Source organism: Xylanibacter sp., from assembly GCF_057607445.1.
On record NZ_DBLZAX010000003.1, the window covers coordinates 266,547 to 292,279 of the forward strand.

The following is a 25,733-nucleotide window of genomic DNA, read 5'->3' on the forward strand; positions in this document are numbered from 1 at the left end:
CGGCATTCTTCACGGCCTCTTCTTTCTCTATGCTTTTCTGCAGCGCGAGCATATCTTCAGTCTGTTGTCTTGCCTTCATGCTGTCTTCAGCTGCCTTGCTTCTTTCCGCCAGCTTCATGGCCTCCTTATATTCGCCCTGCTCCTTCTTTATGTCAGACATCCACGCCAGCACTTCAGCCTTGATGTCGAAGTCGCCGTCTGCTACAGCCTTTTCATATAGTCTCCATGCCTCGGCTTTTCGTCCTTTGTCCATATATATCACTCCGAGTATAAATTCCGCCCTCGCCGTCGGCTTGGCTTTTATGGACATTAATATATATTTCTCGGCAGAGTCTGGCTTGTTTGAATTATAATAGTAAGCTCCGGCATTAGCATAGAAGTCGGCTTTTAGTTCTTTATGAAGATAACTTGTGTATTTTAATGCTTCTCTCATATAGTGTTCGCAGCTGTCGTCCATGTCTTTGTTGTTAAATATAGCCGCCATTTGGAACAGATCCTCTACAATCCATGCTTTATTGCCTGTTAATTTGGAATTTTGTAGCGCAATATATTCATATTTTAAGGCAGTATTAAGATTGTCTGCCTTCATGTTAATGAAAGCAATTTGTTCGGCTATGTGATGTAAAAGAACTTTATTGTCAGATTCTTTTGCATGTATTTCACCTGCCTTCAGTGTTAATATGGCTTCTTTTATTTTGTCTTTGTTGCGTAGTATTGCACCTTTATAGTAATAAGATTTTGCGAGTTGCTCTGCATCGTAGTGTTTTGTGTAATATTCAATGCATCCGTTTATGATGGAGTCGGGCATAGGCGTCATATACAAAACGTGACGTGTCTGCGTCATCAAAAGATTATAATATGCCCTGTTGCTTTCGTCCTTTAGATCCTCAGTATTGATGCTTTTAAGCACTTTCATTGCCGAATCGTTTTTTGTTTGGTACAATAATGTATCTGCCAAAACGAGTTTTTTGTGTGTTTCTCTGTTGTAATTACAGCTGCAAAGGATAAGTATTGTTACTATAGAGAATAGAAAAAGTCTTTTCATTAATGTCTTGTTTTTTGTTGTTTCAAAGTTAATCAATTTATGTTGAAAAGCATATGGATTTAAGATGTTTTTGTCCTTAGACTTATTCAAAGCGTCACAATTTTCAAAGATAGAAAATAATATATTGTTGTGTAACTTTTTGATTTTTAGCTTGTTATATTGTTTTATGATTGTGACATTTAAAAATAATAATTGCTTTAAAATTTGGAGAGACTTTATTGTTTTTCTAATTTTGAGAACAGAAAGTTATTAAATTTATCAAAACTATGAAGAAATTTTTTTATTATTGGTGATGGTATTCTCATTTGGAGAAGTATTTGCAAATAATGATTTTGCACCTGTTTTTAGAAAAATAGTAGGAATTGGAAAAGGTCTTATTGTAAATAAAGCTCCTTCTCAAAAAGAGCCTGTGATATCTTTTTACGATACCACTCGAAAAGTTTTTATTGTATGGTTTTGTTGCAGTGAAGAAAATGCAGAGATAATAATAACTAAGGATGGAGAAACTGTGGCATTGGATGTTTTTAATGTAAATGAAGATGAGGGTATAGAGTGTGATATGTCTGAATGTAAGAAAGGAGAATATGTCGTTTATGTAGTAACGGATGGTTCTATGCAGGTTTTGGGCTCTTTTTATAAAGAATAAAATATAAATGATATTTCACGTGAAAATTATAACTTATGTTTAATCCTAAAATTTTTTAATTATGAAAAAGTTATTTTATGTTTTGTGTTTATTGACTTTGTCAATGGTTACTTCATGTTCATCTTATGATGATTATGATTGTGAAGAATCTTCATACAAATCATTACCTGATTTGGTAGGAGAAATAGTTGAGAATAACAATTCTGAAGATGGTATAGTTTATGTGTCGTATACATCATCCACTGGTGCTAAGGTGATAATGTCAACTCGAGGTGATGGTCTTGATTCTGGTTGGATTTATGGAGGACATGCATCTGGTAGGGTTGCAGCAGTAACATTGGCAACAAAACTTGCAAACAAGATTGAAGGTGGTCGAGTTGTATATCTTAAAATCGTACCAGATGCAGATGGTAAAGGTTGGAGCGTTTACTATAAGTATGGCAATTAAATATTAGTGCCTTATGAAAAAAGCAAAAGTAATAATTCTTTCCCTTATACTCCTTATAGGTCTTGTATGGTGGGGCTTTGTGTTGTTTGGAATAGAACTTAGGTATTCCTTTATGATTTTGCCGCTTTTGCTTGTAACGTTGACGGCTTTATTGAAAAACAATGAAAGCGCCCGCTTTGACAAGTTGGAACTGGCATTAGAGGTGTTGGCTCTGCTGGCAATGGTGTATTTTACTGTTTTCATGCTGCTTCCTTTTTGATTCTTATTGATAAGATTAAGCGTTGTGAAAATTTTGAATAGTAGTAATAATCCGACTAAATTGAAACGTGTCGGATTATTACTTTACGCCGTATCATACGGCTCTGAATAAATCCTACGTAAACTGTAATTTATTAGAAATGAACCGAAAAGAACTTACTAAAATAAATAACGACTTTAGTTTTTGCCTACATTTGCAAACAAATATACGGACTATTTAGCATAACGATAAAAATATTTCTGACTGCATTGACAATTTGTCTTGCGTGATATAAAAATGTTTGAGCAATAATCTTAAAATCATAAGCTATGAGTAGAATAAGTTTTAGGAAAGACAGGTTAGATATCCTTTTCAGCACTCTTCTGCTTTTATATGCTGTAGAGCCTGTGTTTGGAGACATACTTGTGATAGATTATCTAATTTATGGGTTGATGGCAGTGTGCGCTGTGTTGATGCTTGTGTTCTTGGTGAAAAATCTGATTAAGGATGCGCGCGGCTTCATTTCGAGTTATACATCGAGGTCGGTCTTTTGGATTGTTGATGCCGTAATCTGTCTTATAGGCCTGGCTGTAGGCTATGCGTTCAGCTCAAATTCAGGTAGCTGGTGGATTTTTCTGTTTATCTGTTTTGTTGCTGTATATTTTCTGCCGACACCAAAGGGAACGAAAACAACGTGATATTGCAGGGGCGTACCCCAGGTGCGTCCGAAAGCGTTATATATGATTGATAATGTAAAGGTGGACGCACCTGGGGTACGTCCCTGCGTGCTTAGGCATGATAATGGTTTGTTGCGCATCTTCTTTGTGAGTATAAATCTGTAGAAAATTACATTTGTTGCTTTACTCTCTCTCTTTAACTTCGTTGAAGTTTTTAATGATTATGGTGGTTAAATTTAATTTTAGTGCCTTATGAAAAAAGCAAAAGTAATAATTCTTTCCCTCATACTCCTTATAGGTCTTGTATGGTGGGGCTTTGTGTTGTTTGGAATAGAACTGAGGTATTCCTTTATGATTTTGCCGCTGGTGCTTGTAACACTGACGTCTTTATTGAAAAACAATGAAAGCACCCGCTTTGACAAGCTGGAACTGGCATTAGAGGTGTTGGCTCTGCTGGCTATGGTGTATTTTACTGTTTTCATGCTGCTTCCTTTCTGACGGTTACGGAAAAGCGTTGTGAAAAATTTGAGCAGTATTAATAATTTAATGTGATAACCCGACCGGTTATTATTCGGCCGGGTTATTGCGTTGTGTCTGTCGCGCTGCTCTGAACGCTTATATTTCAATGGATATCGGTGATGAACCGAAATAAACTTATAGAAAGTTGAAAATGTCCAGGATTTTTCCTAACTTTGTGAACATAAGGCTACAAGAGCTGCTGAACCATATCAGCACGTTATAATACGGCATTACAGAATGTCTGTTTGTGCCGGCATGATAATGCTGACGGCTTTGTCGCTGATAATCTTTGTGTCGAGTGTTAGATATTCCTCCATGCGGAAAAAGCTGTTTAAGTTTGATGTTTTGTGATTTAAACCTATAAATATTATTTTTAACAACAAGCCTATGAGAAAAGTAGATTTAAAGACCGGCAAGCTTGAAATTATTTTCAGCATCTTTCTTCTTCTGTTTGCACTTGAGCCGCTGTTTGGCAGCGTGCCTGCGGCAGATTATGCCGTCTGGGGATTAATAGTTCTGTGTCTTGTCCTGATGGTTGTGCTGATGATAAAAGATTTGGTTAAGGATGCGCGCGGCTTCCTTTCGCGTTATACGTCAAGGTCGGTCCTTTCGGTCTTAGACATCGTTATCTGTCTGATAGGCGTGGCTGTGAGCTATGCGGTAGATGCCGGTATGAGCAGCTTCTGGATCTTAATGCTTGTCCTTACAGTCATTGCATATTTCCTGCCGGCGCCCAAAGGAGCTAAATAAGTGAAGAGTGAAGAACGAAGAGTGAAGATTTCAATAGCCGGTTTTATATTGTAAGGCGCAATCAAGATTGTCAATATTGTGATTGCTCAGCTTTTATATACTATTGAATTCTTCATTCTTCATTTCCGTAGTCCCCACGTGTTCAAGATGAAAAAATGTTGTGAATCTTTTTTGCCGTTAATGTTAATTTACTAAAAACGATGTCACAATACGGCGTGTTGTACGTGTTAAAGTAAAAAGCACAAACTAAAAATGTTTTTTACTATGAAGAAATTATTGTTCTTGTTGGCCCTTCTTATGGCCATGGCTACAGCCGGAGCGCAGAACGCGTCGAACGAAAAGTGTTTTTTCGATAAAATTGTTATCAATCTCGGAGTGAGTGCAGGAACAGGCTGCAACAACATGCATCCGCTTACCCTCAATGCCGACATAGGCTACAGGTTTATTCCGCGTATGTATGCCTTTGTTCATGGCGAGAGCATTTACGGCCATTGTGATGCCGACGGACTGAAGACTTACGTCACTTCGCAGAATCTTGGTGGAGGTTTGGGCTATACGTTCTATAAGGACGACGTTACGGCCATAGACCTTCGCGGCACGGTGTCGACGAGCGTCGGTCATGCCGACTGGAAGAATGTTGCTTACGATCTTGGCGTAATGTTCAGGGTTGGGCGAGGTCCTCTGAAGTTTGATTTCGGCGTAAGTTTCCGCCACATGAGTTCGCGCACAGCCGGAATAGGTTCATACAACGGCGCATTCTTTACTTTGGGAGTGGGAATATAAGTATAAGTGAAGAGTGAAGAACGAAGAGTGAAGAATTCAATAGCCGGTTTTGTGTTATAGAACGTCGTCAATGCTATAATGCTATTCAGTTTTATATGCTATTGAATTCTTCACTCTTCGTTCTTCACTCTTCACTTAATTTTTTCCTCTTCACTTATTTCACCGTCAGTGTTATTATTCGGTCTATCGCCGGCGTAAGGTCGGCAGTGTGCAGCACTACGCCGCCGCTTACGTTTTCATGACTTATCTTTTTGCCTGTATCAAATAATACGGCGCTCTTCACTTTGCCTTTCAGCGGCAGCAATATCATCTTCGGCATGTCGTCGGCAAGGATGTGCACATAAAGCTTGTTGCCGCTGCGCGTCGTGGTGCCCCATTCTGCTGTCATCACGTCGCCTGCCGTGGTGGCATACACCGTTTCGCCATATTCAGACAGCCACTTGCCCATGCTCTTAAGGCGCTCAAGAGCCACTGCCGGCAGTTGTCCGTCAGGCTGCGGCCCTATGTTCATAAGCAGGTTGGCACCCTTGCCGGCAGCCCTTACGAGCAGTCTTACGAGCGTTGTGTCCGACTTGTAGTTCTGGTCGCTCACCTTATATCCCCACATTCCGTTCATCGTCTGACATGTTTCCAGCGGCAGACTGCCTATCTCGCTTTCGTCAGAAAGGCCCGCGGTGTTCTCGCCCGGCAGGTCGCGCTCAAACATCTGGAAGTCTTCGCCCTCAACCGGCGCCCTGTGGTGGTTGTTGCCTATGAGGCATGCCGGCTGCAGGCGGTGTATCATGGCATACTGCTCGCTAAGGCGCCAGTCGAAGTCGGGCTTGTCCCACACTCCGTCAAACCATATTGCGCCTATCTCGCCGTAGTTGGTCAGCAGCTCGGTCAGCTGGTTGTTCATAAACTCATAGTAGCTCTCCCAATTGCCGTGGTTCTTTCTGCCCGTCCTGTGGCCCGTGTTGCCCAGCGGATAGTAGTCTTCGCGCGTCCAGTCGAGGTGAGAGTAATACAGATGAAGCTTTATGCCCTGCTTGTGGCACTCGTCTGCCAGCTCCTTTATCACGTCGCGTCCGAAGGGCGTGGCGTCAACAATGTTATAGTCGGAATATTTTGTGTCGAACATCGAGAAGCCGTCGTGGTGGCGTGTGGTGATGCATATATACCGCGCTCCTGCTTCCTTGATGGCCTTAACCCATTCGCTCGCGTTGAAGCGCGATGGGTAGAAAGCCGATGCGGCCTTGGCATACTCGTGGCAGTTGAGCCCGCCGCTGTTGAGATACCACTCACCCTGTCCTAAAAGGCTGTAGATGCCCCAGTGGAGGAATATCCCGAACTTGTTGTCGCTAAACTCTTTGCGCGCCTTCAGGTTTTCGGGCGCCGGCACGTAGCCTGCCTTTTGCGCATGCGCCATGCCCGGCATGAGCAACGCGGCCAGGCATAATGCCATAAAAGTCCTTTTAAAATGTTTTTCCATAATATTATATTATTTGTGCATAGTGATGTTTCAGCCGTTATGTCCGCAAGCATATTTCCGTCTGCATGTCGGCTTTCTCATGCCTGCCTTCTTCGTGCCGTATGGCTAGGCAGGGCAGGGGAGCATGCAAATATACGAATCTTAATTTATAATTCATAATTAACAATTCATAATTCATAATTCACGATCGGCTTTCGCCTAACTTCGTTTCGCAATTCATAATTTCAGTTAGTGCAATGCCGCACATTGTTTTTTAGTTCTTTCCGCTCAGCTTCATTATGGTCTTTTGTCAGCTTTTCTTACATGAACCAGTCCACTTAACGCTCTCAGAATGGCGATGCTCGTCACGAATCCGTGATTTGGCGTGAAAAACGGCGAAAAATGCGTGTTTTTGCTAACCTGTTGTCGTTCAGTGCTTTATGCTGTTTTAAAGACAAAAGCTTAACAGTTAAAAAATATTACTTTGCCGTTTACGGTGCAAAAGTGGCCCGTTTCCGTTGCAAGACATGCCTGTTTTTTATCCGTAGACCATGCTTTTACACCTCAAAAAATTCATGTTTAAGCCTTTTATTCAGTCTTGTCTGTGAACGTATGTTAATGCTCCGCCGCTTTTGTCTGAATTAATTAACATCCGTTATACTCTGCTTTTCTAGATTGGAAAAATATTTTGTCCTAAGTTTTTACCACGAAGTGATGTTCCGTAAGTGAAGAATCTAAAGGTGTCGTATGATTTAAATCTATGTCTAATTTGGCTTGTCAATCAGCAAACAGCTCCTTAAGCACCTGCAGCGACTTCAGTTCTGGCAGTTCGGGCATGTGTATGCGGTAATAGCTTATTATGGTGTCCACCATCCTGTTGCGGTCAAAGTGCGACATGCGGTAAAGGTGCATCGTGGCATAGTTCATGCGCAGCAGCAGTCCTATCTTGCGCGCCTCGTCAGGACTGAGCACGTCGGCGTGCATCGGCCTTTGACGGCAGAAGCAGCTGCTCCTCATGTCGAACCAGTCGCCCGGCTCGTAGTTGTCGGTATTGGGATAAAATCCGAGAAATCTCGACAGGCGCATCATGAACACTATGTGGAAGTTGGCAAAGCCCTCGCCGCATCCGTCGAGCCATCTGATGCTGTTCTCTATATATGAGAATGTGGTTGGGTCGGTCTGCTCGCGGCGTGTGGTGCAGCGCAGAAATTCGGCCATGAAGAGCGAGATGGCCGTTTTGTATGGGTTAAACGGTATCGACGTGAAGGGCACCGCTATGCGTGCGTCCTTCAGCCGCTGCAGTCTGGCGTTCTGTCTTATGTCGATGTCGGTGTCGAGAATGAACAGCGGCTGGAAGTATTGCTTCTTGAGCTTGCCCCTTGCCGATGTCGGAATCTTTATAATGCACGACGTTCTGCCGCATGTTTCGGTGAGAAAGTCAACAATCATCTGTTGCTCTCCATATTTGAACGAATGCAGCACTAAAGCCCTTGTTTTTGTTATCATATCTGCAAAAATACAAGAATTTTATGGTTTTTGAGAAAAAAGTTGCAGAAAAATTTGGAGGTTTAAAATAAAACCACTACCTTTGCACCGCAAATTTATCAAATGGTCCCTTCGTCTATCGGCTAGGACGAGAGATTTTCATTCTCTAAAGAGGAGTTCGACTCTCCTAGGGACTACTAACAAAATAAAAAGGAATAATAACAAAGATGGCAAACCACAAATCATCAGTTAAGAGAATCCGTCAGGAGAAGAAAAGAACATTGCACAATAGATATTATGCAAAGACAATGCGTAATGCAGTGCGTAAGCTGCGCGCTATAACAGATAAGGAAGAAGCTCTGAAGCTGTATCCTAGTGTACAGAAGATGCTTGATAAACTGGCTAAGACCAATATCATCCACAAGAATAAGGCTTCTAATCTTAAGTCAAAGTTGGCGTGCCACATCAGCAAATTGGGATAAATTAAATTATAAATAAGAGACAATAAGGGCTGTGATCAACAAAGATTGCAGCCTTTTTTGTTGTTTGCCGGTTTGCTTCTTTCCTTTCTTGCGTTTTTATTGTTGTCATGAGCGTCATGAAGCATGGTGCATGGCAGCGTGTGGCACCGCTTTGGCTGCCGTTTCGGGCTTTTGCCGTAATATTGTGGGCAAAGGTGCTTATGGTGTAGTTAAACACCGTCATTTCACTTTTTTATAGTTAAAAGCCTTCGCCGTGTCGCAGATTTTTTGTATATTTGCACGTTAATTTACATTGAAGCGAAATGGCAGAAAATCAAATCAACGAGAATAATTATTCAGCCAGTAACATACAGGTGCTTGAAGGCCTTGAGGCCGTGCGCAAGCGTCCGGCAATGTACATAGGCGACATCAGCGAGAAGGGTCTTCACCACTTGGTGAACGAGACAGTGGACAACTCTATCGATGAGGCCATGGCCGGATACTGCACCCATATTGAAGTTACGATAAACGAAGACAACTCTATAACCGTGCAGGACAACGGTCGTGGTATCCCTGTGGATGAACACGAAAAACTGCATAAGTCGGCTCTTGAAGTGGTAATGACCGTGCTGCATGCAGGCGGTAAGTTCGACAAAGGCTCATACAAGGTGTCAGGAGGTCTGCACGGTGTGGGTGTGTCGTGCGTCAACGCGCTTTCTACACACATGCTGTCACAGGTGTTCCGCGACGGAAAGATATATCAGCAGGAGTATGAGAAGGGTAAGCCGCTGTATCCTGTAAAGGTGGTTGGCGAGACTGAGCTGCGCGGTACACGCCAGCAGTTCTGGCCGGACCCTACAATATTCACCACGACACTGTATAAATACGACATAATAGCCAAGCGTATGCGCGAGCTGGCATATCTTAACGCCGGCATAAAGATTACGCTTACAGACCTTCGTCCCGACGAGGAAGGCAAGACAAGGCAGGAAGTGTTCCATGCCAAGGACGGACTGAAGGAGTTTGTGCGCTATATCGACCGTCACCGCACACATCTGTTCGATGACGTTATCTATCTGAAGACAGAGAAGCAGGGCATACCTATCGAGGTGGCTGTGATGTATAACACTGACTACAGCGAGAACATCCATTCATACGTGAACAACATCAACACCATCGAAGGCGGTACGCATCTCGTAGGTTTCCGCATGGCGCTGACACGTACTTTGAAGAAATATGCCGACAACGACCCTGTTATATCAAAGCAGATCGAGAAGGCAAAGATAGAGATTGCAGGCGAGGACTTCCGCGAAGGACTTACGGCCGTTATCTCGATAAAGGTGGCTGAGCCGCAGTTTGAAGGTCAGACAAAGACAAAGCTAGGCAACAGCGAAGTTACCGGAGCCGTTCAGCAGGCTGTGTCAGAGGCTCTGACATATTATCTCGAGGAACATCCGAAGGAGGCAAAGCAGATATGCGACAAGGTGATACTGGCTGCAACGGCACGTATCGCGGCACGCAAGGCGCGCGAGAGCGTTCAGCGCAAGAATCCTATGACCGGAGGCGGTCTGCCCGGAAAGCTTGCTGACTGCTCAAACAAAGACCCGAAGGAGTGCGAGATATTCCTCGTCGAGGGAGACTCGGCCGGCGGTTCTGCCAAGCAGGGACGCGACCGCTACACACAGGCCATACTGCCGCTGCGCGGAAAGATTCTTAACGTGGAGAAGGTTATGTGGCACAAGGTGTTCGAGAGCGAGTCGGTTATGAACATCATACAGAGTATAGGCGTGCGCTTCGGCGTTGACGGCGAGGACGACAAGGAGGCAAACATCGAAAAGTTGCGCTATGACAAGATTATCATAATGACCGATGCCGACGTCGATGGTTCACACATCGACACCCTTATAATGACTCTGTTCTACCGCTTCATGCCTAAGGTTATTCAGGACGGACATCTCTATATAGCCACTCCGCCGCTTTATCTCTGCACATATAAGAACAAGGTGAAGGAGTATTGCTATACCGACCAGCAGCGTCAGGCATTCCTCGACAAGTACGGCAACGGCGTTGACGACGGCAAGAGCATACACACTCAGCGATATAAAGGTTTGGGTGAGATGAACCCGGAGCAGCTTTGGGAGACGACAATGAATCCCGAGACACGTCTGCTGAAACAGGTTACGATAGAGAATGCCGCCGAGGCCGACGAGATATTCTCAATGCTTATGGGTGACGATGTTGAACCTCGACGCCAGTTTATCGAGCAGAACGCCACATACGCAAACATCGATGCTTAAGGCGTAATAATAAATATTCAGATATAATCCGTACGTAATTAGATTTTACGTGCGGATTTTTTTATTCCTAATCTGTCATTATATCTGTCTTTCTAAACTGTAATTAGAATCCTACAGAATTTAAAAGAGAATCGTTGCATGCTTTTTCGCTGCCATGATGGATATGTAAAGAAAGGGTTGATGGAAATAGAAAACATAAAGAAGACAGAAACATCAACGTACTTGTTTTGCAAAATCATATTTTGGCAGGTCTATGACTGATTAGATTTTAATCGGCAGATTTATGGTTCCTGCTGTTGTATAGATTCTTATTTGTTCTTTTTCTTGTTTCTTTTTTTATTGCCATGGTTGTCATGTTTACATAAAAGCGGCGACAATCTTTTTTGCAAAACAATGTTTTGTCAGAATTCATAATGATTGGTTTTTACTTTTTTTGAAATTTGTCCGGTCCCTTTATTGTGTTGTAAATCAGAATGTTATATTATATCTTAATTTTTTTAACATTCGTGTCCGGCGTATTGTCCTGTAGAAAAAGTATAAAGATATTATTTAGATTTGTAATTTTACGCACAGATTCGTAAGTTAAACTAAATATTTATATTATGAAAAAAAGTATTACTATTGTTACACTTGCAGCAGCTCTTTCTGCATGTTGTGTACCTGTTGTCGGTCAGACAATTTATAAGGTGAACACACAAATGAACCTTACGGGTGTTAACAATGACGGTGTTGCCGTTGGTTTTCCGGACCTTAATACTCCTTATTATCTGTGGAGAGCAGTTGAGAAAGGACCAAACCAGAGTGCTGAAGATCTTGAGCTTATTGGCGGTATCGGACCAGGTGATGGTATTGGAGGACATGGCCGCTTTTCAGATGACGGAAAGATTATTTCTGCTGTGACTCTTGCTGATGTATTAGTACGTAAGGGATGGACTAAAACTATTGATATGCCTACAGTTCAAATAAAAGATATGTATCTTACTACTCCGGACGTTTTGTTCTATGGTGTTGCTGTGGGTGTTGACACAGAGACAGGTAACAGCGTTGTGTTGCGTACCGTTAACGAAGGTGAGGTTTGGTATATATACGATAATAGTTGTATACAGAACGGTCTGAAGCAGGGAGCAATAAATACTTTCTCTGTATTTTATAGAGGAAGTATTCTCTTGGGTGGTGATAACGGATTGTGCTATCAGGGCAACCTGGGCAACCAGTGGTTGAATGAAGTAGATCCGCGTCCTGAAGGCCTTACTAAAAACGTGAAGAGTTATCATGCTATCAACTTTATTGATGCGGCACCTTATTGCGGAGTTATTGCCGTTGAGTATGAAGACGGAACGGCAGGAGTATGGCAATGCGATAATGGTGAGGGCATTTATACTATGGATATTTCGTTTACGGATGTAACAGAAGGTGTCAAAGGCCTCACAGGTATGCCAACGAGCATAGTCAATGACGGTACAAATTTCTATATGGCAACGAATGACGGTAGTGTATATAAGTCTACAGACAACGGCAAGACTTGGGAAAGTATCTATTATGGTGGAAGTAATGTCAAGTTTACCAAAATAGCCGTTTCAGGTGAAGGAAAACTTGCAGCTGTGTGTGGTAATGGCAATGTCTATATTTGTACAGACGGAAGCTCTTATTGGGAACGTAGGCGCGTAGACGACGGAAGCGGAGATTATAAGTGGTATACCGTAGCTTTTGATGGAGAGAAACTTGTTGTGGCAGGAGCCAACGGGCAAATTTATTCTTCAGAAGACTATGGAGAGACCTGGGTGAATGAAGGAGAAGATCTAGGAGTAAGTTCAGACATTTATGCTATTAATCAAACATCTACAGCCTTAATGGTAGGAGGTACTGACGGATGCCTTATGCGCAAGCCTGTGGCAGAAACAAAGAATGGCGCAATATCCTCTCTTTATGACATGGAAACACAAGAATGGACACCGCTGAAGAGTACGGGTTATATGAGTGATATTTCTTTCGGTTCAGCGTATGATATTTCTGGAGATGGTAAATATGTAGTAGGTTTGGCGCCGTGGAAAGAGTCTGATGGAGGATTCCGTAGTCATGCTACGGTATGGAGTACAGAAACTGGTGTGCCTGTTGACCTTGGAACACGTGTTGAAGGCAAGGCAACCCGCGCTAATGGTGCAAGTTATGACGGAAGTGTCGTTGTAGGATGGCAGGATTTTAATGGTCCTTGGTATGCTTCTGTATGGCGCAAAGGAGCAGACGGGTATACTCAGGAATTTATATATAGTCATGAAGGTGTATCAGAGGAGGACTTGGATTTTAATGATGATAATAACCTGATGCAGAATCTTGCCCTTGAACTGAGATGTGTATCTTCAGATGGTAAATGGCTGGGAGGTAAAGGTGGAGAGCGTTCTCTGATAAAGAATCCGTATATTTATAGTATAGAAACCGGTATTGTAGAGCTTACAGACAATGGTGTCGGCGGAACTGTGTCTGACATTAATAATGAAGGTGATATCGCTATTGGCTGGTATGGCACAGGCGAGAGCGGCTGGATATGGACAAAGGAAGACGGTATCATGGATATCAATGACTTTGCAAGAAATGTGCTTGGTGCAGAGTATACCGGTACGTTGTGCTCGGCTTACGACATGTCGCCTAACGGACGCTTTGTGATAGGTTATGGTATGGAAGGCCAGAATGTATTCGGTTATATGCTTGATCTTAAGCAGTGGCTTGAGGATCGTGAGCAGGGTACAGGTATAGCTGACGTTACCGTATATCCTAACCCCGCAACAGACGAACTTCATATTGATATGCTTAGTGATGGCAACGCCCATGTTAATCTATACGATCTTACCGGCCGTAAGGTTTATAGCAGCAAGGTGACAGACACAAGCAATGTTGTAAACATATCTTCGGTTAAGAATGGTATCTATGTGCTGGAGGTTCAGGCCGGAAACGCACGTAAGACAATGAAGTTCCAGGTGAAACATTAATGTGTTTTTATAACCAACCTTTTTATTCATAATCACTGCGCCTCAAGCTGTCAATAATACAGTTTGAGGCGCTTATTTTTCTTGCGTGTATATTACAGTGTTCCTATCTCTTCGCCTTCGCGGTGTATGTAGAGAAACTTAGTGCCGCGGAATTCTGCCTCTTTGCCGAAGGTCATGGCCTTCTCTCTTGCCGGCGGGAAGTGCATAGGTGCCATATAGGTTGTCTTTATCGTCTGAATCCACTGCCGTGCGCCGCGTGCAAAGTCGGTGCCGAGCCGCGGGTCGACGGGGAACATGGCAAGGTCGACTGCCGGGTATTCTGCTTTTATGTCGCGCAGCACTGCCATGAAGTCGCCCTCCATCTTTTTGACTTCCTGTGGAGTAGACTCATCCTCCCAGTGCCAGTTGTTCAGGTCGCCGGCGTGAAACACCTTCTTTCCGTCCGTTTCTACCATAAACGACACTCCGGCGTCTGTGGATCCGAAGGCTTTTACGCTTATCATGTCGTCGCTGTAGGTGTCGCCTCTGCGCAGAAGCACGTCAGCGTCGGTTTCTTTCGCTCTGCGGCGCCTTACTATGTCGCGCGACAGAATTATACGTTTCTGTCCGTTTGGCACGTTCAGACTAAAGATTTCGGGGTTGAAGTGGTCTTCGTGAAAATGGCTTGCCATGAAGTAGACGCGCTTGTCTGTGTGCTCAAGCATGTGTTTGACGTCGCCGTCGGGCGAGTCTTTCCAGTAGTCGAAGATGATGACACACTGCTCAGCCTCAAGCATAAAGCAGCTGTGGAAGATGTAATATAGCTTCATGATATCTTTGTTTTGTTGTTGAATGCTGTTGCTTTCAGCTCGTTTTCGGCTGTCTTGTGGCTGCCGGCCGCGGCTGTGGCGGTAATAAAAAAGGGCAGGCCTTGGCCCGCCCTTTTGGTGAAGGTTATGACGATTATTTGATAATCTTCTTTCCGTTGATGATATAGATGCCCTTCTTCAGGCTGTTAAGGTCTTTGCCCATGTAGCGTCCGTCGATGCTGAATATGCGGTTGTCCTTAACCTCATTGTCAGTAACGGTGTTGCTGATGCCTGTAGATGTGTTGCTCAGACAAACCTTGTCGAGATAGAAGCGGCCTGAGTTAACGTAGAATCTGAGTTTAACCGGTCCGTTAGCTGTCAGCTCTGTGCTGAATGCAGACCACTTGTTGTTCTTCAGTACGAATGAAGGCTTAGACAGTGTTCCGTTGCCTTCCTTAACCTCAACGTAGATAGTGTTAGCCTCGCTTGCGTAAGGAGCAGCCTTGAACTGCAGTGTGTATGTTCCGTCTACGGTTATTTCAGGTGTTGTAACGTTACCTGCCATCATGCTTGAGCCGTACTGTGCGCACTGGTAAGCGCTGCGAGAACTTGTTGAAGACCATCCTGTGTTGTCATACTGTACAGAGCCTGATGTCGTTGCGCTGAAGTTGCCGTCGTTTCCTCCTGTACCGTTGCACTTGTCGAATGACTCATAGAAGATGTATGACTGCGGCAGATCGAAGTCAGAGTCAGAGTTGTTCTCGTTCTCGAATGAGAATGACACTGTGCCGTCATTGTTCTTTGTGATGTTTCTTACCGACTTGTTCATGAACTTAGAACCGTCCTTGTTCATGTTGTTAAGTGTAGCGGCCGGTGTAGAAGTGTTAGTCAGGCTGTTGTTGTATTGATAAGGATAGATGTCGCCTGCGTCGTTGTTTTCAGGGTCATTGTCGGCGATGAATATGGTGCAGCGCTGGCGTGATGTGCTGTTCACGAGGTTCTGCTGCCATACTTTGGCGTCGAAGTCAACGTGCAGGATGAGCAGTCCTGAGTTAGGCAGACCTGCATCCCATCCGCTCACCTGTCTGTTCTCGAGCAGATAATACTCGTCTTTGTCATTGTCGTTATATATGATGTAAGCCTCGCCTGTTTCAGCCAGAGCCTTCATGTTGTCTATCTGGCAGTTTTCTGTAAGCTCAGTGGGCTCAATCCATCCTGCGTACATACGCTCGTAGCTGGTGTAGTTGGCCGGCAGATAGCTGTCGCCGTTGTAGCTTCCCTGGTCCATGATGTCCCAGTCGCCCATGCCGTAGTTGCCGCTGTAAGATGTGTCATACATGTCGGCAAGTCCGAGACAGTGAGAGAACTCGTGGCAGATAGTACCGATACCGTCGATACATTCAGCATAACCCTGGCTTGTCTTGACGCCGAGCTCGCAGCTGCAGGCATAAGTGTCGATGGTTACGCCGTCGAGTGTGAGTATTCTGCCGAGAGCTGAGTGCAAGTTCCACTCGTGAGGCCAGATAGTGTTTCTGTCGTCCCAAGAAGCCTCGCCGTGTCCTGCGTAAAGGATGAACACCTGGTCAACCTCTCCGTCGCCGTCCCAGTCGTAGTTAGTGAAGTCTATGCTTTCGTCAACAGCCTTGCAGGCGTCCATAACCATTTCGCCGAGTGCAGTGTTGTTGTCGTTCTGTCCGTTTGTAGGCTTGCCGTAGTATGCATATCCGTTAGGCAGAGTTACAGGGCCGGCGATGTCGAAGTCGAGCTCAAACTGTCTGTAGCTCTGTGCCTTGAAGTAGTCTTTCACACTACCGTTGAAGTCGAGCTCTTTGAAGCCTTCCTCGTTGGCAATGCGCTGATAGAGTGCAGGAGTATGGTCGGCCCAGAATTTGGTGTCGGCAAACTGCACGAGTATGATAAGACCTTTTTTCATACCAACGTATGGCTGGTGGTCGCCTCCGAGCGAGCCTCTTGTCTGTATGTTGTTCTTGCTGCGGCGTGCCGATTGCCTCATCTGGTCGGCTCTTTCGGTCATTGCCTTCATGTCGGCAAGCTCGTAAAAGCCTGTAGTGTTGTTCTGTACTAGTTTGCGGCCGTCAGCTGCCTGCCAGTAGCTGCAGAATTCGTCACCGCGTAGTTCTACTCTGACTTCAGTGCCGTCAGCCATTTTCACCGTTTTCCACATGCCTCGTTTGGCCGGTACGGCGAGCACCAATGTTGACATCAGTGCCATCGATAAGGTAAAAAAAAGTTTTTTCATATTTTTATTGGGATTATTTAGCTTGCAAATGTAACGAATTTGGTTTTTATTTCCAAATAAAATTTATGGTTTGTAGTTTAATTTAACATGTCTGAATGTTGTTGTGTAGTCTTTTTGTGTCAGATGACCTGAATGTAGGTGCTTCATGGTGATTGTGGCGCGGCTGTATTGCTGCCGTGCAAAAGGTATGCTTTCGGGCTGCAAAAGACCACCTTTTGGCGTGTAAAAGACGGCAAATCGCACGCTAAAAGGTGGCCTTTTGCAACTTACTGAAAGTCAAAGCGTTATGCAACTGCTGTCCGCAGGCGCTGCGGCGGGCAGAATGTCGGCTCCGTCGAGCAGGCTGATGTATGTGTTTATGGCATCTTCTATCTCGCCGATGCCTATGTATTCGTCGGCAGAATGTGAGCGTGCCGACTGCCCCGGACCAAGCTTGAACGAGGGGAAGGGCATCAGCGCCTGGTCTGACAGCGTGGGCGAGCCGAACGGCGTCATGCCCATGGCCTTGCACCTTTGTATCAGAGGGTTGTCCTCGCTTATGTGCGACGACGACAGGCGGAACGAGCGCGCCTTCAGCTCGCTCTTCATCTTGGATGACAGAAAGCTGAACACGTCTTCGTTTCTGTAGAATTCGTTGGTCCTTATGTCTATCGTAAACCTGCATTCGTCGGGTATCACGTTGTGCTGCGTGCCGGCGTTTATTATCGTTACGTTCATCACCGTGGGGCCGAGCAGCGGGCTCACCTTCTCGAACTTGTAGCCGCGCAGCCAGCAGATGTCGTCGAGAGCCTCATATATGGCGTTGATGCCTTCGCCCCTGGCGGCATGTCCCGACTTGCCCCTGGCCGTGGCGTCTATCACCATCAGTCCCTTCTCGGCTATGGCGGGCTGCATGCCCGTGGGCTCGCCCACGATGGCCACGTCTGCGGCAGGCAGCAGCGGCAGGGCGCGCCTTATGCCGTTCTCGCCCGACACTTCCTCCTCGGCCGATGCAAGCCATATGGTGTTGTAGCTCTGCGGGCGCGACGTTATGTGCCTGAAGGCCTGCAGCAGGGCAACGAGTCCGCCGCCGCAGTCGTTGCTGCCCAGTCCGTACAGCCTTCCGCCGCATACGTCAGGGCAGAAGGGATTGCGCGTCCACGAACTCACCGGCTTCACCGTGTCGATGTGTGCGTTGAGCAGCAGCGTTGGCTTCGAGCAGTCAAATCCGCTGCTCTTAATCCATATGTTGTTGCCTTCGCGGCTGTATTCGTAGCCATATCCGCTTATCGTGCGTGCCATTACGTCTGCCGCTGCGCTCTCGTCGCGGCTCACCGACGGCGTGGCTATCAGCTCTTTAAGCAGTTCTATGGCGTCGTTGAGATATTCTTTCTGTGTCATAATCATTCAAAAAAGTTGTCGCCAGATGGCCTGCAACAGACCGTCTGGCTGTTCATAATGCAATTATTTGCTGCAAAGTTAATTCAATATGACGTAAAAACAAAATAATGCCGGCACAAGTGTCATGCCGTGTCAGGTGCTGCGCCGGGCGGTCTCAGAGGCATGTTTGCGTGCAGCCGGCGCAGCATTGTCCGTTTTGTCAGTTAAAGTGGCGTGTTTTAGATTTCCTTTTAAAGTAAAAAAGCCGTTTTTATTTTGTTTTTATTATAATTTAATATAACTTTGCATCTAACAAAAAACAATACGCTTATGCAGACAAGATGTCATCTTTCGGTTCTAATCCACGAACAAGCAAAGAAGTATGGAAACAAGCGCGTACTTATTTACCGTGACTTTGGCGACACGCAGTGGAAGTCGGTGTCGTGGAAAGAATTCTCGCGTAAGGTGAGACATGTGTCTAACGCCCTGCTGAACATCGGCGTCAAGGTACAGGAGAACATCGGCGTGTTCTCGCAGAATTCCCTCCAGTATCTCTACACCGACTTCGGAGCGTTCGGCATAAGGGCCGTCAGCGTGCCCTTCTATGCCACCAGCAGCGAGCAGCAGATACAGTATATGATAGACGACGCACAGGTGCGCGTGCTCTTTGTCGGTGAGCAGGAGCAGTACGACAAGGCCTTCAGGGTGTTCTCCCACTGTCCTTCGCTCGAGCGCGTGATAGTCTTCGACAAGCGTGTTGTCATCAGTCCGAACGATAAAAACTCAATATATTTTGACGATTTCCTGACGCTCGGTGAGAACAGTCCGCGGCAGTCGGAAGTGGAAAAACTGTATGCCGAGGCCAATGAAGACGACCTCTGCAACATACTCTACACCAGCGGAACCACCGGCGACAGCAAGGGCGTAATGCTTTCTTACGGTCAGTTTCATGCCGCGCTTAAGGCTAACGACGAGGTTGTGCCGGTAACTGATAAAGACCGCATAATGAACTTCCTGCCCATCACGCACATCTTTGAGCGCGGATGGCTGTTCCTCTGTCTTAGCGAGGGTGCAGAGATTGTAATCAACACCAACCCGAAGGAGATACAGCAGTCTATGCGCGAGACTCATCCTACGTGCATGAGCTCCGTGCCAAGATTCTGGGAGAAAGTGTATGCCGGCGTAAAGGACAAGATAGACAGGGCCAACCCCGTGAGACGCAAGCTCTTCATGAAGGCCCTGGCCGTAGGGCGCAAGCACAATATCGAATATCTCAGCCGCGGCAAGCGTCCGCCGCTGTCGCTGAAGATGAAGTATGCGCTCATGAACAGGACGCTCTTCAGCATCGTGCGTAATGAGCTGGGACTAGAGCATCCCAACATATTCCCCACGGCAGGAGCCACGGTGTCAGAGGAGGTGGAGTGCTTCGTGCATTCTATCGGAATCGACATGATCGTTGGCTACGGCCTCACCGAGAGCCTCGCCACTGTGTCGTGCGACCATAAGAATGAGCCTTTCACCGTAGGGTCGGTAGGTCGCCCGATAAGCGGTCTTGACATTAAGATAGGCGAGAACGACGAGATCCTGCTCAAAGGCCCCACCATCACAAGGGGATATTACAAGCGCGACGCGCTCAACCGCGAGGTGTTCGACGAGGACGGATACTTCCATACAGGCGACTCAGGCTATATAAGTAAAGGTGAACTCTTCCTGAAAGACAGGATAAAAGACCTCTTCAAGACATCCAACGGCAAATATATAGCGCCGCAGATGATAGAGTCGAAGCTGCTTGTTGACAAGTTTATCGACCAGATAGCCGTCATAGCCGACCAGCGCAAGTTTGTGTCTGCACTGGTTATACCCGACTATGCCCTGCTCGAGGAATACGCCCGCGACAACAACATAAAGTTTGGCTGCCGCGAAGACCTGTGCGCCGACCCGCGCATCAACAAGATGATGGCCGACCGCATAGAGACGCTTCAGCAGCAGTTTGCCAGCTATGAGAAGATAAAGCGCTTCACCATACTGCCAAAACATTTCACTATGGAGAGCGGAGAGCTTACCAATACGCTCAAGATAAGGCGAAAGGTGCTCAACAAGAACTACGCCGGCGTAATAGACAAGATGTATGAAGACGCTGACGCCGTGCAGCCTGAAACACCCGTTAAATAACAGAAAAAAACGACAGTAACCCAGATGATAACAAGTGATCAACTGAAAGATGTGATGGAGCGTGCCGAGGCACTGCATCATTATCTTGACATAGACAAGAAGAAAATAGAATTTGAGGAAGAACAGCTGCGCACACAGGCGCCCGACTTCTGGGACGACCCTAAGCGCGCCCAGGAACAGATGAAGAAGGTGAAGGGCATACAGCGCTGGATCGACGGATATAAGGAGGTGCGCACTTGTGCCGACGAGCTTCAGCTGGCTTTCGACTTCTATCATGACGATATGGTTACCGAAGAGGAGGTAGACGAAGACTACGCCAAGGCGATAAAGGCCATCGAGGACCTTGAACTTAAGAATATGCTCCGCCAGAAGGAAGATCCCATGGACTGTGTGCTCAAGATAAACAGCGGCGCCGGCGGCACCGAGAGCCAGGACTGGGCGCAGATGCTCATGCGTATGTATATGCGCTGGGCTGAGGCTCACGGCCACAAGGTTACAATCAGCAACCTGCAGGAGGGCGACGAGGCCGGAATAAAGAGCGTTACCATGGAGATTGAGGGTGGAGAGTATGCCTACGGATATCTTAAGAGCGAGAACGGAGTCCACCGCCTGGTGCGTGTCTCTCCGTTCAATGCGCAGGGCAAGCGCATGACCAGCTTCGCCAGCGTGTTCGTTTCGCCTCTCGTTGACGACACGATCGAGGTCTATGTCGACCCGTCAAAGGTCAGCTGGGACTTGTTCCGTTCGGGAGGTGCCGGCGGACAGAACGTCAACAAGGTGGAAACCGGTGTGCGTCTGCGCTACCAGTATGTCGACCCCGACACCGGCGAAGAAGAGGAAATCCTCATTGAGAACACAGAGAGCCGCAAGCAGCTTGAGAACCGCAACAACGCCATGCGCCTGCTCAAGTCGCAGCTCTACGACCGTGCAATGAAGAAACGCCTCGAGGCTCAGGCCAAGATTGAGGCAGGAAAGAAGAAGATAGAGTGGGGAAGTCAGATAAGAAGTTATGTCTTCGACGACCGCCGCGTCAAGGATCACCGCACCAACTATCAGACGTCTGACGTGGACGGAGTGATGGACGGAAAGATCGACGGCTTCATCAAGGCATACCTTATGGAGTTTCCGGTTACCGACGAGGAGTAATTCTTCGTCGGCACATGATGCCGGATGCAGTCCGGTTGCTTTCTTCAGGCATGCGCATTTGCGCCTCGCCGTCAGGCGTTGCAGCTTCTTTTGCTGCCTCGTCAGCGGCATTCGGCTATGCGTCAGGCCGTATGAAAATATTTGAAGAACCTTAATTTTAAAGATAATAACTATGAGTCAGAACAGAAAATTACGCCGCGCTAAGCGTGAGGCAGAACAAGAACAGCAAGGCAAGAAAGTCGTTACATGGATATTTGCGGCACTGGTTATCTTTGCCGTGATATATCTTGTTGTTCTAATGATAGGCCAGATGTAATATGAGTGGTCTGGAGATAGAGCGCAAGTTCTTGGTTCACAAGGCCGGCCGGCCGTATGCGGCTCAGGCTACATCGTCGAGCCGCATACGCCAGGGTTATATCTGCAGCGAGCGCGGGCGCACTGTCAGGGTGCGTATTCGCGACGGCCGCGGCTTCATAACAATCAAGGGACCGTCTGACGGCAAAGGCATGAGCCGCTATGAGTTTGAGAAGGAGATAACGCTCGACGAGGCCTCGCATCTTATGGAGCTGTGCGAGCCGGGCATTATCGACAAGACCCGATATCTCGTTGCCAGCGGAAAGCATGTGTTCGAGGTAGATGAGTTCTATGGAGAGAACGAGGGCCTGGTAATGGCTGAGGTGGAGCTGCAGAGCGAGGACGAGCCTTTCGTCAAGCCCGACTTCATTGCCGACGAGGTAACTGCCGACCGCCGGTTCTACAACTCATCGCTGCGCCGCTCGCCGTTCAGTGCCTGGCGCGACTCTTTGCCAGAAGAATTCCGATAACGGCAGCCAGCGTTACGCCTGTGGCATTGGCCGCAAAGTCGAGCCAGTCGCCGCTTCTCCTGCCGCCGGTGCAGTTTTCCTGCAGTATCTCTATCAGTCCGCTCATCATCACAGGGGCGAGCCATGCCCATATAAAAAGCTTCATCGTCTCAGGTGTCTTGTGATGTCTGAGGTATTCAATCCATATTGTTGTGCATGTTCCGGCATACATAACTATGTGTACCCATTTGTCTATGAATGCCACGTTGTCAAGCGGAGTGCGTGGCGGATAGCAGAAACACAGAATCCATATCGTGGCCAGAAACAGATATGAAAACGGGTATTTCTTTACTTGCGGTTGTCTTAGTCTCATCAATGTCAGTCTTTTTGTGCAAAGGTAGCATATTTCTGTGAAAACCTGACATCGATTGCCGTGAAAACAAAAAGCGTCTCTTATGCAGGCTTTGACTTTTGGCAACAGGCGGGTGCAAGTGGTTAATGGTAACATAAGACATTAAAGTGAAAATTTACTATTATGAAATCAGAGAGAGCAAGTTTTGGAAGTAAGCTTGGAATTATTCTTGCCACGGCCGGTTCTGCCGTAGGATTAGGTAACGTCTGGCGCTTCCCCTATATGGCGGGAGATCACGGCGGAGGAGTGTATATTATTGTCTACATTGCCTGTGTGCTTCTGCTCGGCATTCCCTGCATCGTCAGCGAGTTTGTGATAGGACGCCGTGCCGCATCCAACACGGCGCGGGCCTACGGCATTTTGTCCGGCGGAAAGCCGTGGATGCTTGTCGGCCTGCTCGGAGTGCTTACAGGTTTTCTGATTTCGGGATATTACGCCGTGGTGTCAGGCTGGTGCCTGCATTATATATATGCCTCGGTTGCGGGCCATCTGCACGGGTCGCCCGACTTTTTTGCAGGTTATTTCTCGTCTTTCGAGACCAATCCCTGGAAGCCTGCCTTCTGGACACTTCTGTTTATGCTTATTACTCACCTTATAATAATACGCGGCATCCGCGGAGGCATTGAGAAGGCTTCAAAGCTGATGATGCCCATACTTTTTGTGCTTCTCATAGTCATTGTCGTGCTTTCGTGCATGCTTCCCGGGGCTATGGAGGGCGTGAAGTTTCTGTTTGAACCAGACTTCAGCAAGGTTGACGGCAGCATGTTTCTCGGTGCTCTCGGCCAGGCTTTCTTCTCGCTCAGTATTGGTATGGGATGCCTGTGTACGTATGCGTCATACTTCAGTAAGGATACCGACCTGATGAAGTCGGCCGCCCAGATAGCCTTTATCGACACCGTTGTGGCCGTGCTTGCGGGCCTCATGATTTTCCCCGCAGCGTTTTCGGTGGGTATCAGTCCCGATTCAGGTCCTTCATTGGTGTTCATCACCTTGCCTAACGTGTTCCAGCAGGCATTCTCAAGCATGCCGGCTGTGGGCTATGTCGTGTCTGCCGCGTTCTATGCGTTGCTGGCTTTGGCAGCCCTTACATCCATAATCTCCATGCACGAGGCAAGCACCGTGTTCTTCGAGGAGGAGTGCAAGCTCAGCCGCAAGCGTGCTGCCACTATCGTAACCGTGGCCTGCTCGGTGATAGGTCTTGTATGTTCGATGTCTTTGGGCGGATACGATCTGCTGACTGTTTTTGGCCGTACGCTGTTCGACGTGTTCGATTTCTTTACAGGACAAATAATGCTTCCCGTGGGAGGATTCCTTACATGTATCTTCCTCGGCTGGTTCCTGCCGCATAAGCTGGTGCGTGATGAGTTTACCAATCATGGCACGTTGCGCGGCCGTCTGTTCGGCATCTATCTGTTCTGTGTTAGATACGTGTGTCCCGTAGGAATATTGCTTATATTCCTTCAGCAGTTTGGCATAATCTGATAGGTGAGGCTATGCCGTTCGGTTTCATTTAGCATCACAGAAAAATGCGCGGGTTCTTTTATCTTAACCGCACCGACCGCCGTGTTGTGGTGGCCGTGCTCCTTGTGGCCGTAGCAGCCGCGGGACTGCTGCTCTGTGCCGGCTACGGCGCGGGTGAGTCGCCTGCAGGCGTGGCAGGAGATGCTCCTGCCGTGGCGGCTGGCGGCAGAAAAGGCTCTGCCGGTAAGAAGGACGGATATGCGGAATATACCGACGGCCGGCGCACAGAGCTGTCATACTTCGACCCTAACACGGCAGACAGCACACAGCTGCTGAGGCTCGGGCTGGCGCCGTGGCAGGTCAGAAACATATATAAGTACAGGGCCAAGGGCGGAATATATCGCACCAAGGCCGACTTTGCACGCCTTTACGGACTTACGGCGCAGAAGTTTAAGGAACTGGAGCCATACATACGCATCGAGGGCGACTATCGTCCGGCATCTGAGGTGTATGGAGGCAGCACAGCCGACCTGACCATACGCGACACGACGAGATACCCCGTGAAGATAAAGCCCGGCGAACATATCGTGCTGAACACGGCCGACACGTCGCTGCTGAAGCGCGTGCCGGGCATAGGCAGCGGCTTTGCCCGCGCCATAGTGAGCTACGGCCGTCGGCTGGGCGGATATGTCAGCGTTGATCAGCTGCGCGAGATTGACAACTTTCCCGAGTCGGCCATAGCCTATTTCGTGGTGAAGCATCCTGTGGTTAGCCGGCTCAACCTCAACCGGCTGCCGCTCAGCAGTCTGCGCAGACATCCCTACATAGGCTTCTATCAGGCAAAGACCATAATAGAATACCGCCGCCTGCACGGAAGAATAAATTCGCTCGACGACCTGAAGCTGTGCAAGGACTTCACGCCCGAGGCCATCGAGCGCCTGCGCCCCTATGTGGAATTCTGACGCCCCTCTTTGCTTCCCGTGACGCAGGAAAAATACGCTTGTGTAACATATTGATATCCAGCGCGTTGCAAAAGGCCATGTTTTGCGCTCCAAAAGACCGTCTTTTATCATGCAAAAGACCACCTTTTAGAGCCTGAAACATGGCCTTTTGCATTACGGCTGCACAGAGCATGCGCCATGACATCAGCATGACGCTGCTCTCATCTCAAATATGGCATCAGTGTTCAGCCTGTATTTTTGCCTTATGTTGAGCAGATTTTCGTTATAATTTTCATCTGCATAGCAGACTCTATAAAGAAAAGTTGACGTAAACACGGCGACATAAAACAAGAAGACTGCTGAAAACATGAATGGACAAGGTAGATAAAACTATGTTCGGAATAATGCCCGGTTAGGGCTTATCCCCGTGCCGTGGACTCCTTTCGGTCCTTTGTCCGTGCCCGTATGAGGCTGCCTCAGCCAGCCCTTGCAGCCGTCATGTTACGCCCTGCGGCGGCCTTTAGGCATGGCTCCGCAGTTTGATTTCTGCCTGCATGGCGAGCTTTTTGATTATTATCGTTTAATTAATCAAAAAAAAGGAATAGCCC

Annotated in this window: 24 protein-coding genes; 16 read left to right on the forward strand and 8 right to left on the reverse strand. The window is 47.1% G+C overall.

Annotated features, from left to right (window positions below):
• Window positions 1-916 (reverse strand): tetratricopeptide repeat protein (locus tag ACZMIG_RS04310; protein ID WP_487889131.1); only part of this gene is annotated, 916 nt, incomplete at its 3' end.
• Window positions 917-1,337: 421 nt separating this feature from the next.
• Between ACZMIG_RS04310 and ACZMIG_RS04315 the strand changes: the two genes are divergently transcribed.
• The 7 genes from ACZMIG_RS04315 to ACZMIG_RS04345 all read left to right on the forward strand — a co-directional run bounded on the left by ACZMIG_RS04315 (window position 1,338) and on the right by ACZMIG_RS04345 (window position 5,106).
• Complete coding sequence (locus ACZMIG_RS04315) at window positions 1,338-1,691, forward strand: hypothetical protein (RefSeq protein WP_487889132.1); 354 nt, start codon at window positions 1,338-1,340, stop codon at window positions 1,689-1,691.
• A 61-nt stretch (window positions 1,692-1,752) separates the two neighbouring features.
• The gene (locus ACZMIG_RS04320; protein ID WP_487889133.1) at window positions 1,753-2,139 is read left to right on the forward strand and encodes a hypothetical protein; all 387 of its coding nucleotides are present in this window, start codon (window positions 1,753-1,755) and stop codon (window positions 2,137-2,139) included.
• Window positions 2,140-2,152: 13 nt separating this feature from the next.
• Window positions 2,153-2,398 carry a hypothetical protein gene (locus ACZMIG_RS04325; protein ID WP_487889134.1) on the forward strand — a complete coding sequence of 82 codons (246 nt, stop codon included), beginning with the start codon at window positions 2,153-2,155 and terminating at the stop codon, window positions 2,396-2,398.
• Window positions 2,399-2,706: 308 nt separating this feature from the next.
• The gene (locus ACZMIG_RS04330) at window positions 2,707-3,075 is read left to right on the forward strand and encodes a hypothetical protein (protein ID WP_487889135.1); all 369 of its coding nucleotides are present in this window, start codon (window positions 2,707-2,709) and stop codon (window positions 3,073-3,075) included.
• A gap of 231 nt (window positions 3,076-3,306) precedes the next feature.
• Window positions 3,307-3,552, forward strand: a complete 246-nt coding sequence (locus ACZMIG_RS04335; RefSeq protein WP_021854850.1) for a hypothetical protein — start codon at window positions 3,307-3,309, stop codon at window positions 3,550-3,552.
• Between the two features lie 408 nt (window positions 3,553-3,960).
• Window positions 3,961-4,323, forward strand: coding sequence for a hypothetical protein (locus ACZMIG_RS04340; RefSeq protein WP_302023521.1), 363 nt, complete (start codon window positions 3,961-3,963; stop codon window positions 4,321-4,323).
• Window positions 4,324-4,587: 264 nt separating this feature from the next.
• Entirely contained in the window at window positions 4,588-5,106 is a 519-nt protein-coding gene (locus ACZMIG_RS04345) for a hypothetical protein (protein WP_288949084.1), read from the forward strand.
• Window positions 5,107-5,260: 154 nt separating this feature from the next.
• On the opposite strand, the gene ACZMIG_RS04350 is transcribed toward ACZMIG_RS04345, so the two are convergent.
• Both ACZMIG_RS04350 and recO read right to left on the reverse strand, forming a co-directional pair.
• Window positions 5,261-6,577, reverse strand: a complete 1,317-nt coding sequence (locus ACZMIG_RS04350; protein ID WP_487889136.1) for an alpha-L-fucosidase — start codon at window positions 6,575-6,577, stop codon at window positions 5,261-5,263.
• Window positions 6,578-7,333: 756 nt separating this feature from the next.
• Window positions 7,334-8,062: a DNA repair protein RecO gene (gene recO, locus ACZMIG_RS04355; protein ID WP_287604479.1), complete on the reverse strand. Its 729-nt coding sequence runs from the start codon at window positions 8,060-8,062 to the stop codon at window positions 7,334-7,336.
• Between the two features lie 206 nt (window positions 8,063-8,268).
• Between recO and rpsT the strand changes: the two genes are divergently transcribed.
• Both rpsT and gyrB read left to right on the forward strand, forming a co-directional pair.
• On the forward strand, window positions 8,269-8,523 hold the full coding sequence (gene rpsT / locus ACZMIG_RS04360) for a 30S ribosomal protein S20 (protein WP_021854845.1): 255 nt from the start codon (window positions 8,269-8,271) through the stop codon (window positions 8,521-8,523).
• Between the two features lie 302 nt (window positions 8,524-8,825).
• Complete coding sequence (gene gyrB, locus ACZMIG_RS04365; RefSeq protein ID WP_053398406.1) at window positions 8,826-10,799, forward strand: DNA topoisomerase (ATP-hydrolyzing) subunit B; 1,974 nt, start codon at window positions 8,826-8,828, stop codon at window positions 10,797-10,799.
• Window positions 10,800-11,067: 268 nt separating this feature from the next.
• Here the strand turns inward: gyrB and ACZMIG_RS04370 are convergent, their stop codons facing one another.
• Window positions 11,068-11,211: a hypothetical protein gene (locus ACZMIG_RS04370; RefSeq protein ID WP_302353970.1), complete on the reverse strand. Its 144-nt coding sequence runs from the start codon at window positions 11,209-11,211 to the stop codon at window positions 11,068-11,070.
• A 190-nt stretch (window positions 11,212-11,401) separates the two neighbouring features.
• Here ACZMIG_RS04370 and ACZMIG_RS04375 point away from each other — a divergent pair, with 190 nt between their 5' ends.
• Complete coding sequence (locus tag ACZMIG_RS04375) at window positions 11,402-13,783, forward strand: T9SS type A sorting domain-containing protein (protein WP_487889137.1); 2,382 nt, start codon at window positions 11,402-11,404, stop codon at window positions 13,781-13,783.
• A 92-nt stretch (window positions 13,784-13,875) separates the two neighbouring features.
• Here ACZMIG_RS04375 and ACZMIG_RS04380 read toward each other — a convergent pair whose 3' ends face one another.
• From ACZMIG_RS04380 to ACZMIG_RS04390, 3 genes are all read right to left on the reverse strand, one after another.
• Window positions 13,876-14,592 (reverse strand): MBL fold metallo-hydrolase, encoded by a 717-nt coding sequence (locus tag ACZMIG_RS04380; RefSeq protein WP_302698185.1) that lies wholly within the window; start codon window positions 14,590-14,592, stop codon window positions 13,876-13,878.
• Between the two features lie 133 nt (window positions 14,593-14,725).
• Window positions 14,726-16,831, reverse strand: a complete 2,106-nt coding sequence (locus tag ACZMIG_RS04385) for a M6 family metalloprotease domain-containing protein (protein ID WP_487889138.1) — start codon at window positions 16,829-16,831, stop codon at window positions 14,726-14,728.
• A 276-nt stretch (window positions 16,832-17,107) separates the two neighbouring features.
• On the reverse strand, window positions 17,108-18,211 hold the full coding sequence (locus tag ACZMIG_RS04390; protein ID WP_487889139.1) for a M20 family metallo-hydrolase: 1,104 nt from the start codon (window positions 18,209-18,211) through the stop codon (window positions 17,108-17,110).
• A 309-nt stretch (window positions 18,212-18,520) separates the two neighbouring features.
• On the opposite strand from ACZMIG_RS04390, the gene ACZMIG_RS04395 reads away from it, so the two are divergent.
• The 4 genes from ACZMIG_RS04395 to ACZMIG_RS04410 all read left to right on the forward strand — a co-directional run bounded on the left by ACZMIG_RS04395 (window position 18,521) and on the right by ACZMIG_RS04410 (window position 22,332).
• Window positions 18,521-20,362, forward strand: a complete 1,842-nt coding sequence (locus ACZMIG_RS04395) for an AMP-dependent synthetase/ligase (RefSeq protein WP_053398410.1) — start codon at window positions 18,521-18,523, stop codon at window positions 20,360-20,362.
• Window positions 20,363-20,386: 24 nt separating this feature from the next.
• Window positions 20,387-21,508: a peptide chain release factor 2 gene (prfB, locus tag ACZMIG_RS04400; RefSeq protein ID WP_125105597.1), complete on the forward strand. Its 1,122-nt coding sequence runs from the start codon at window positions 20,387-20,389 to the stop codon at window positions 21,506-21,508.
• A gap of 172 nt (window positions 21,509-21,680) precedes the next feature.
• Window positions 21,681-21,824 carry a hypothetical protein gene (locus tag ACZMIG_RS04405; protein WP_021854834.1) on the forward strand — a complete coding sequence of 48 codons (144 nt, stop codon included), beginning with the start codon at window positions 21,681-21,683 and terminating at the stop codon, window positions 21,822-21,824.
• 1 nt (window position 21,825) lies between these two features.
• Window positions 21,826-22,332: a CYTH domain-containing protein gene (locus ACZMIG_RS04410; RefSeq protein WP_125105596.1), complete on the forward strand. Its 507-nt coding sequence runs from the start codon at window positions 21,826-21,828 to the stop codon at window positions 22,330-22,332.
• Here ACZMIG_RS04410 and ACZMIG_RS04415 read toward each other — a convergent pair.
• On the reverse strand, window positions 22,292-22,684 hold the full coding sequence (locus tag ACZMIG_RS04415; protein ID WP_021854832.1) for a VanZ family protein: 393 nt from the start codon (window positions 22,682-22,684) through the stop codon (window positions 22,292-22,294). The genes ACZMIG_RS04410 and ACZMIG_RS04415 overlap by 41 nt on opposite strands.
• Window positions 22,685-22,846: 162 nt before the next feature.
• Between ACZMIG_RS04415 and ACZMIG_RS04420 the strand changes: the two genes are divergently transcribed.
• Entirely contained in the window at window positions 22,847-24,205 is a 1,359-nt protein-coding gene (locus tag ACZMIG_RS04420; RefSeq protein ID WP_487889140.1) for a sodium-dependent transporter, read from the forward strand.
• A gap of 44 nt (window positions 24,206-24,249) precedes the next feature.
• Window positions 24,250-25,146, forward strand: coding sequence for a helix-hairpin-helix domain-containing protein (locus ACZMIG_RS04425; RefSeq protein ID WP_487889141.1), 897 nt, complete (start codon window positions 24,250-24,252; stop codon window positions 25,144-25,146).
• Window positions 25,147-25,733 lie beyond the last annotated feature (587 nt).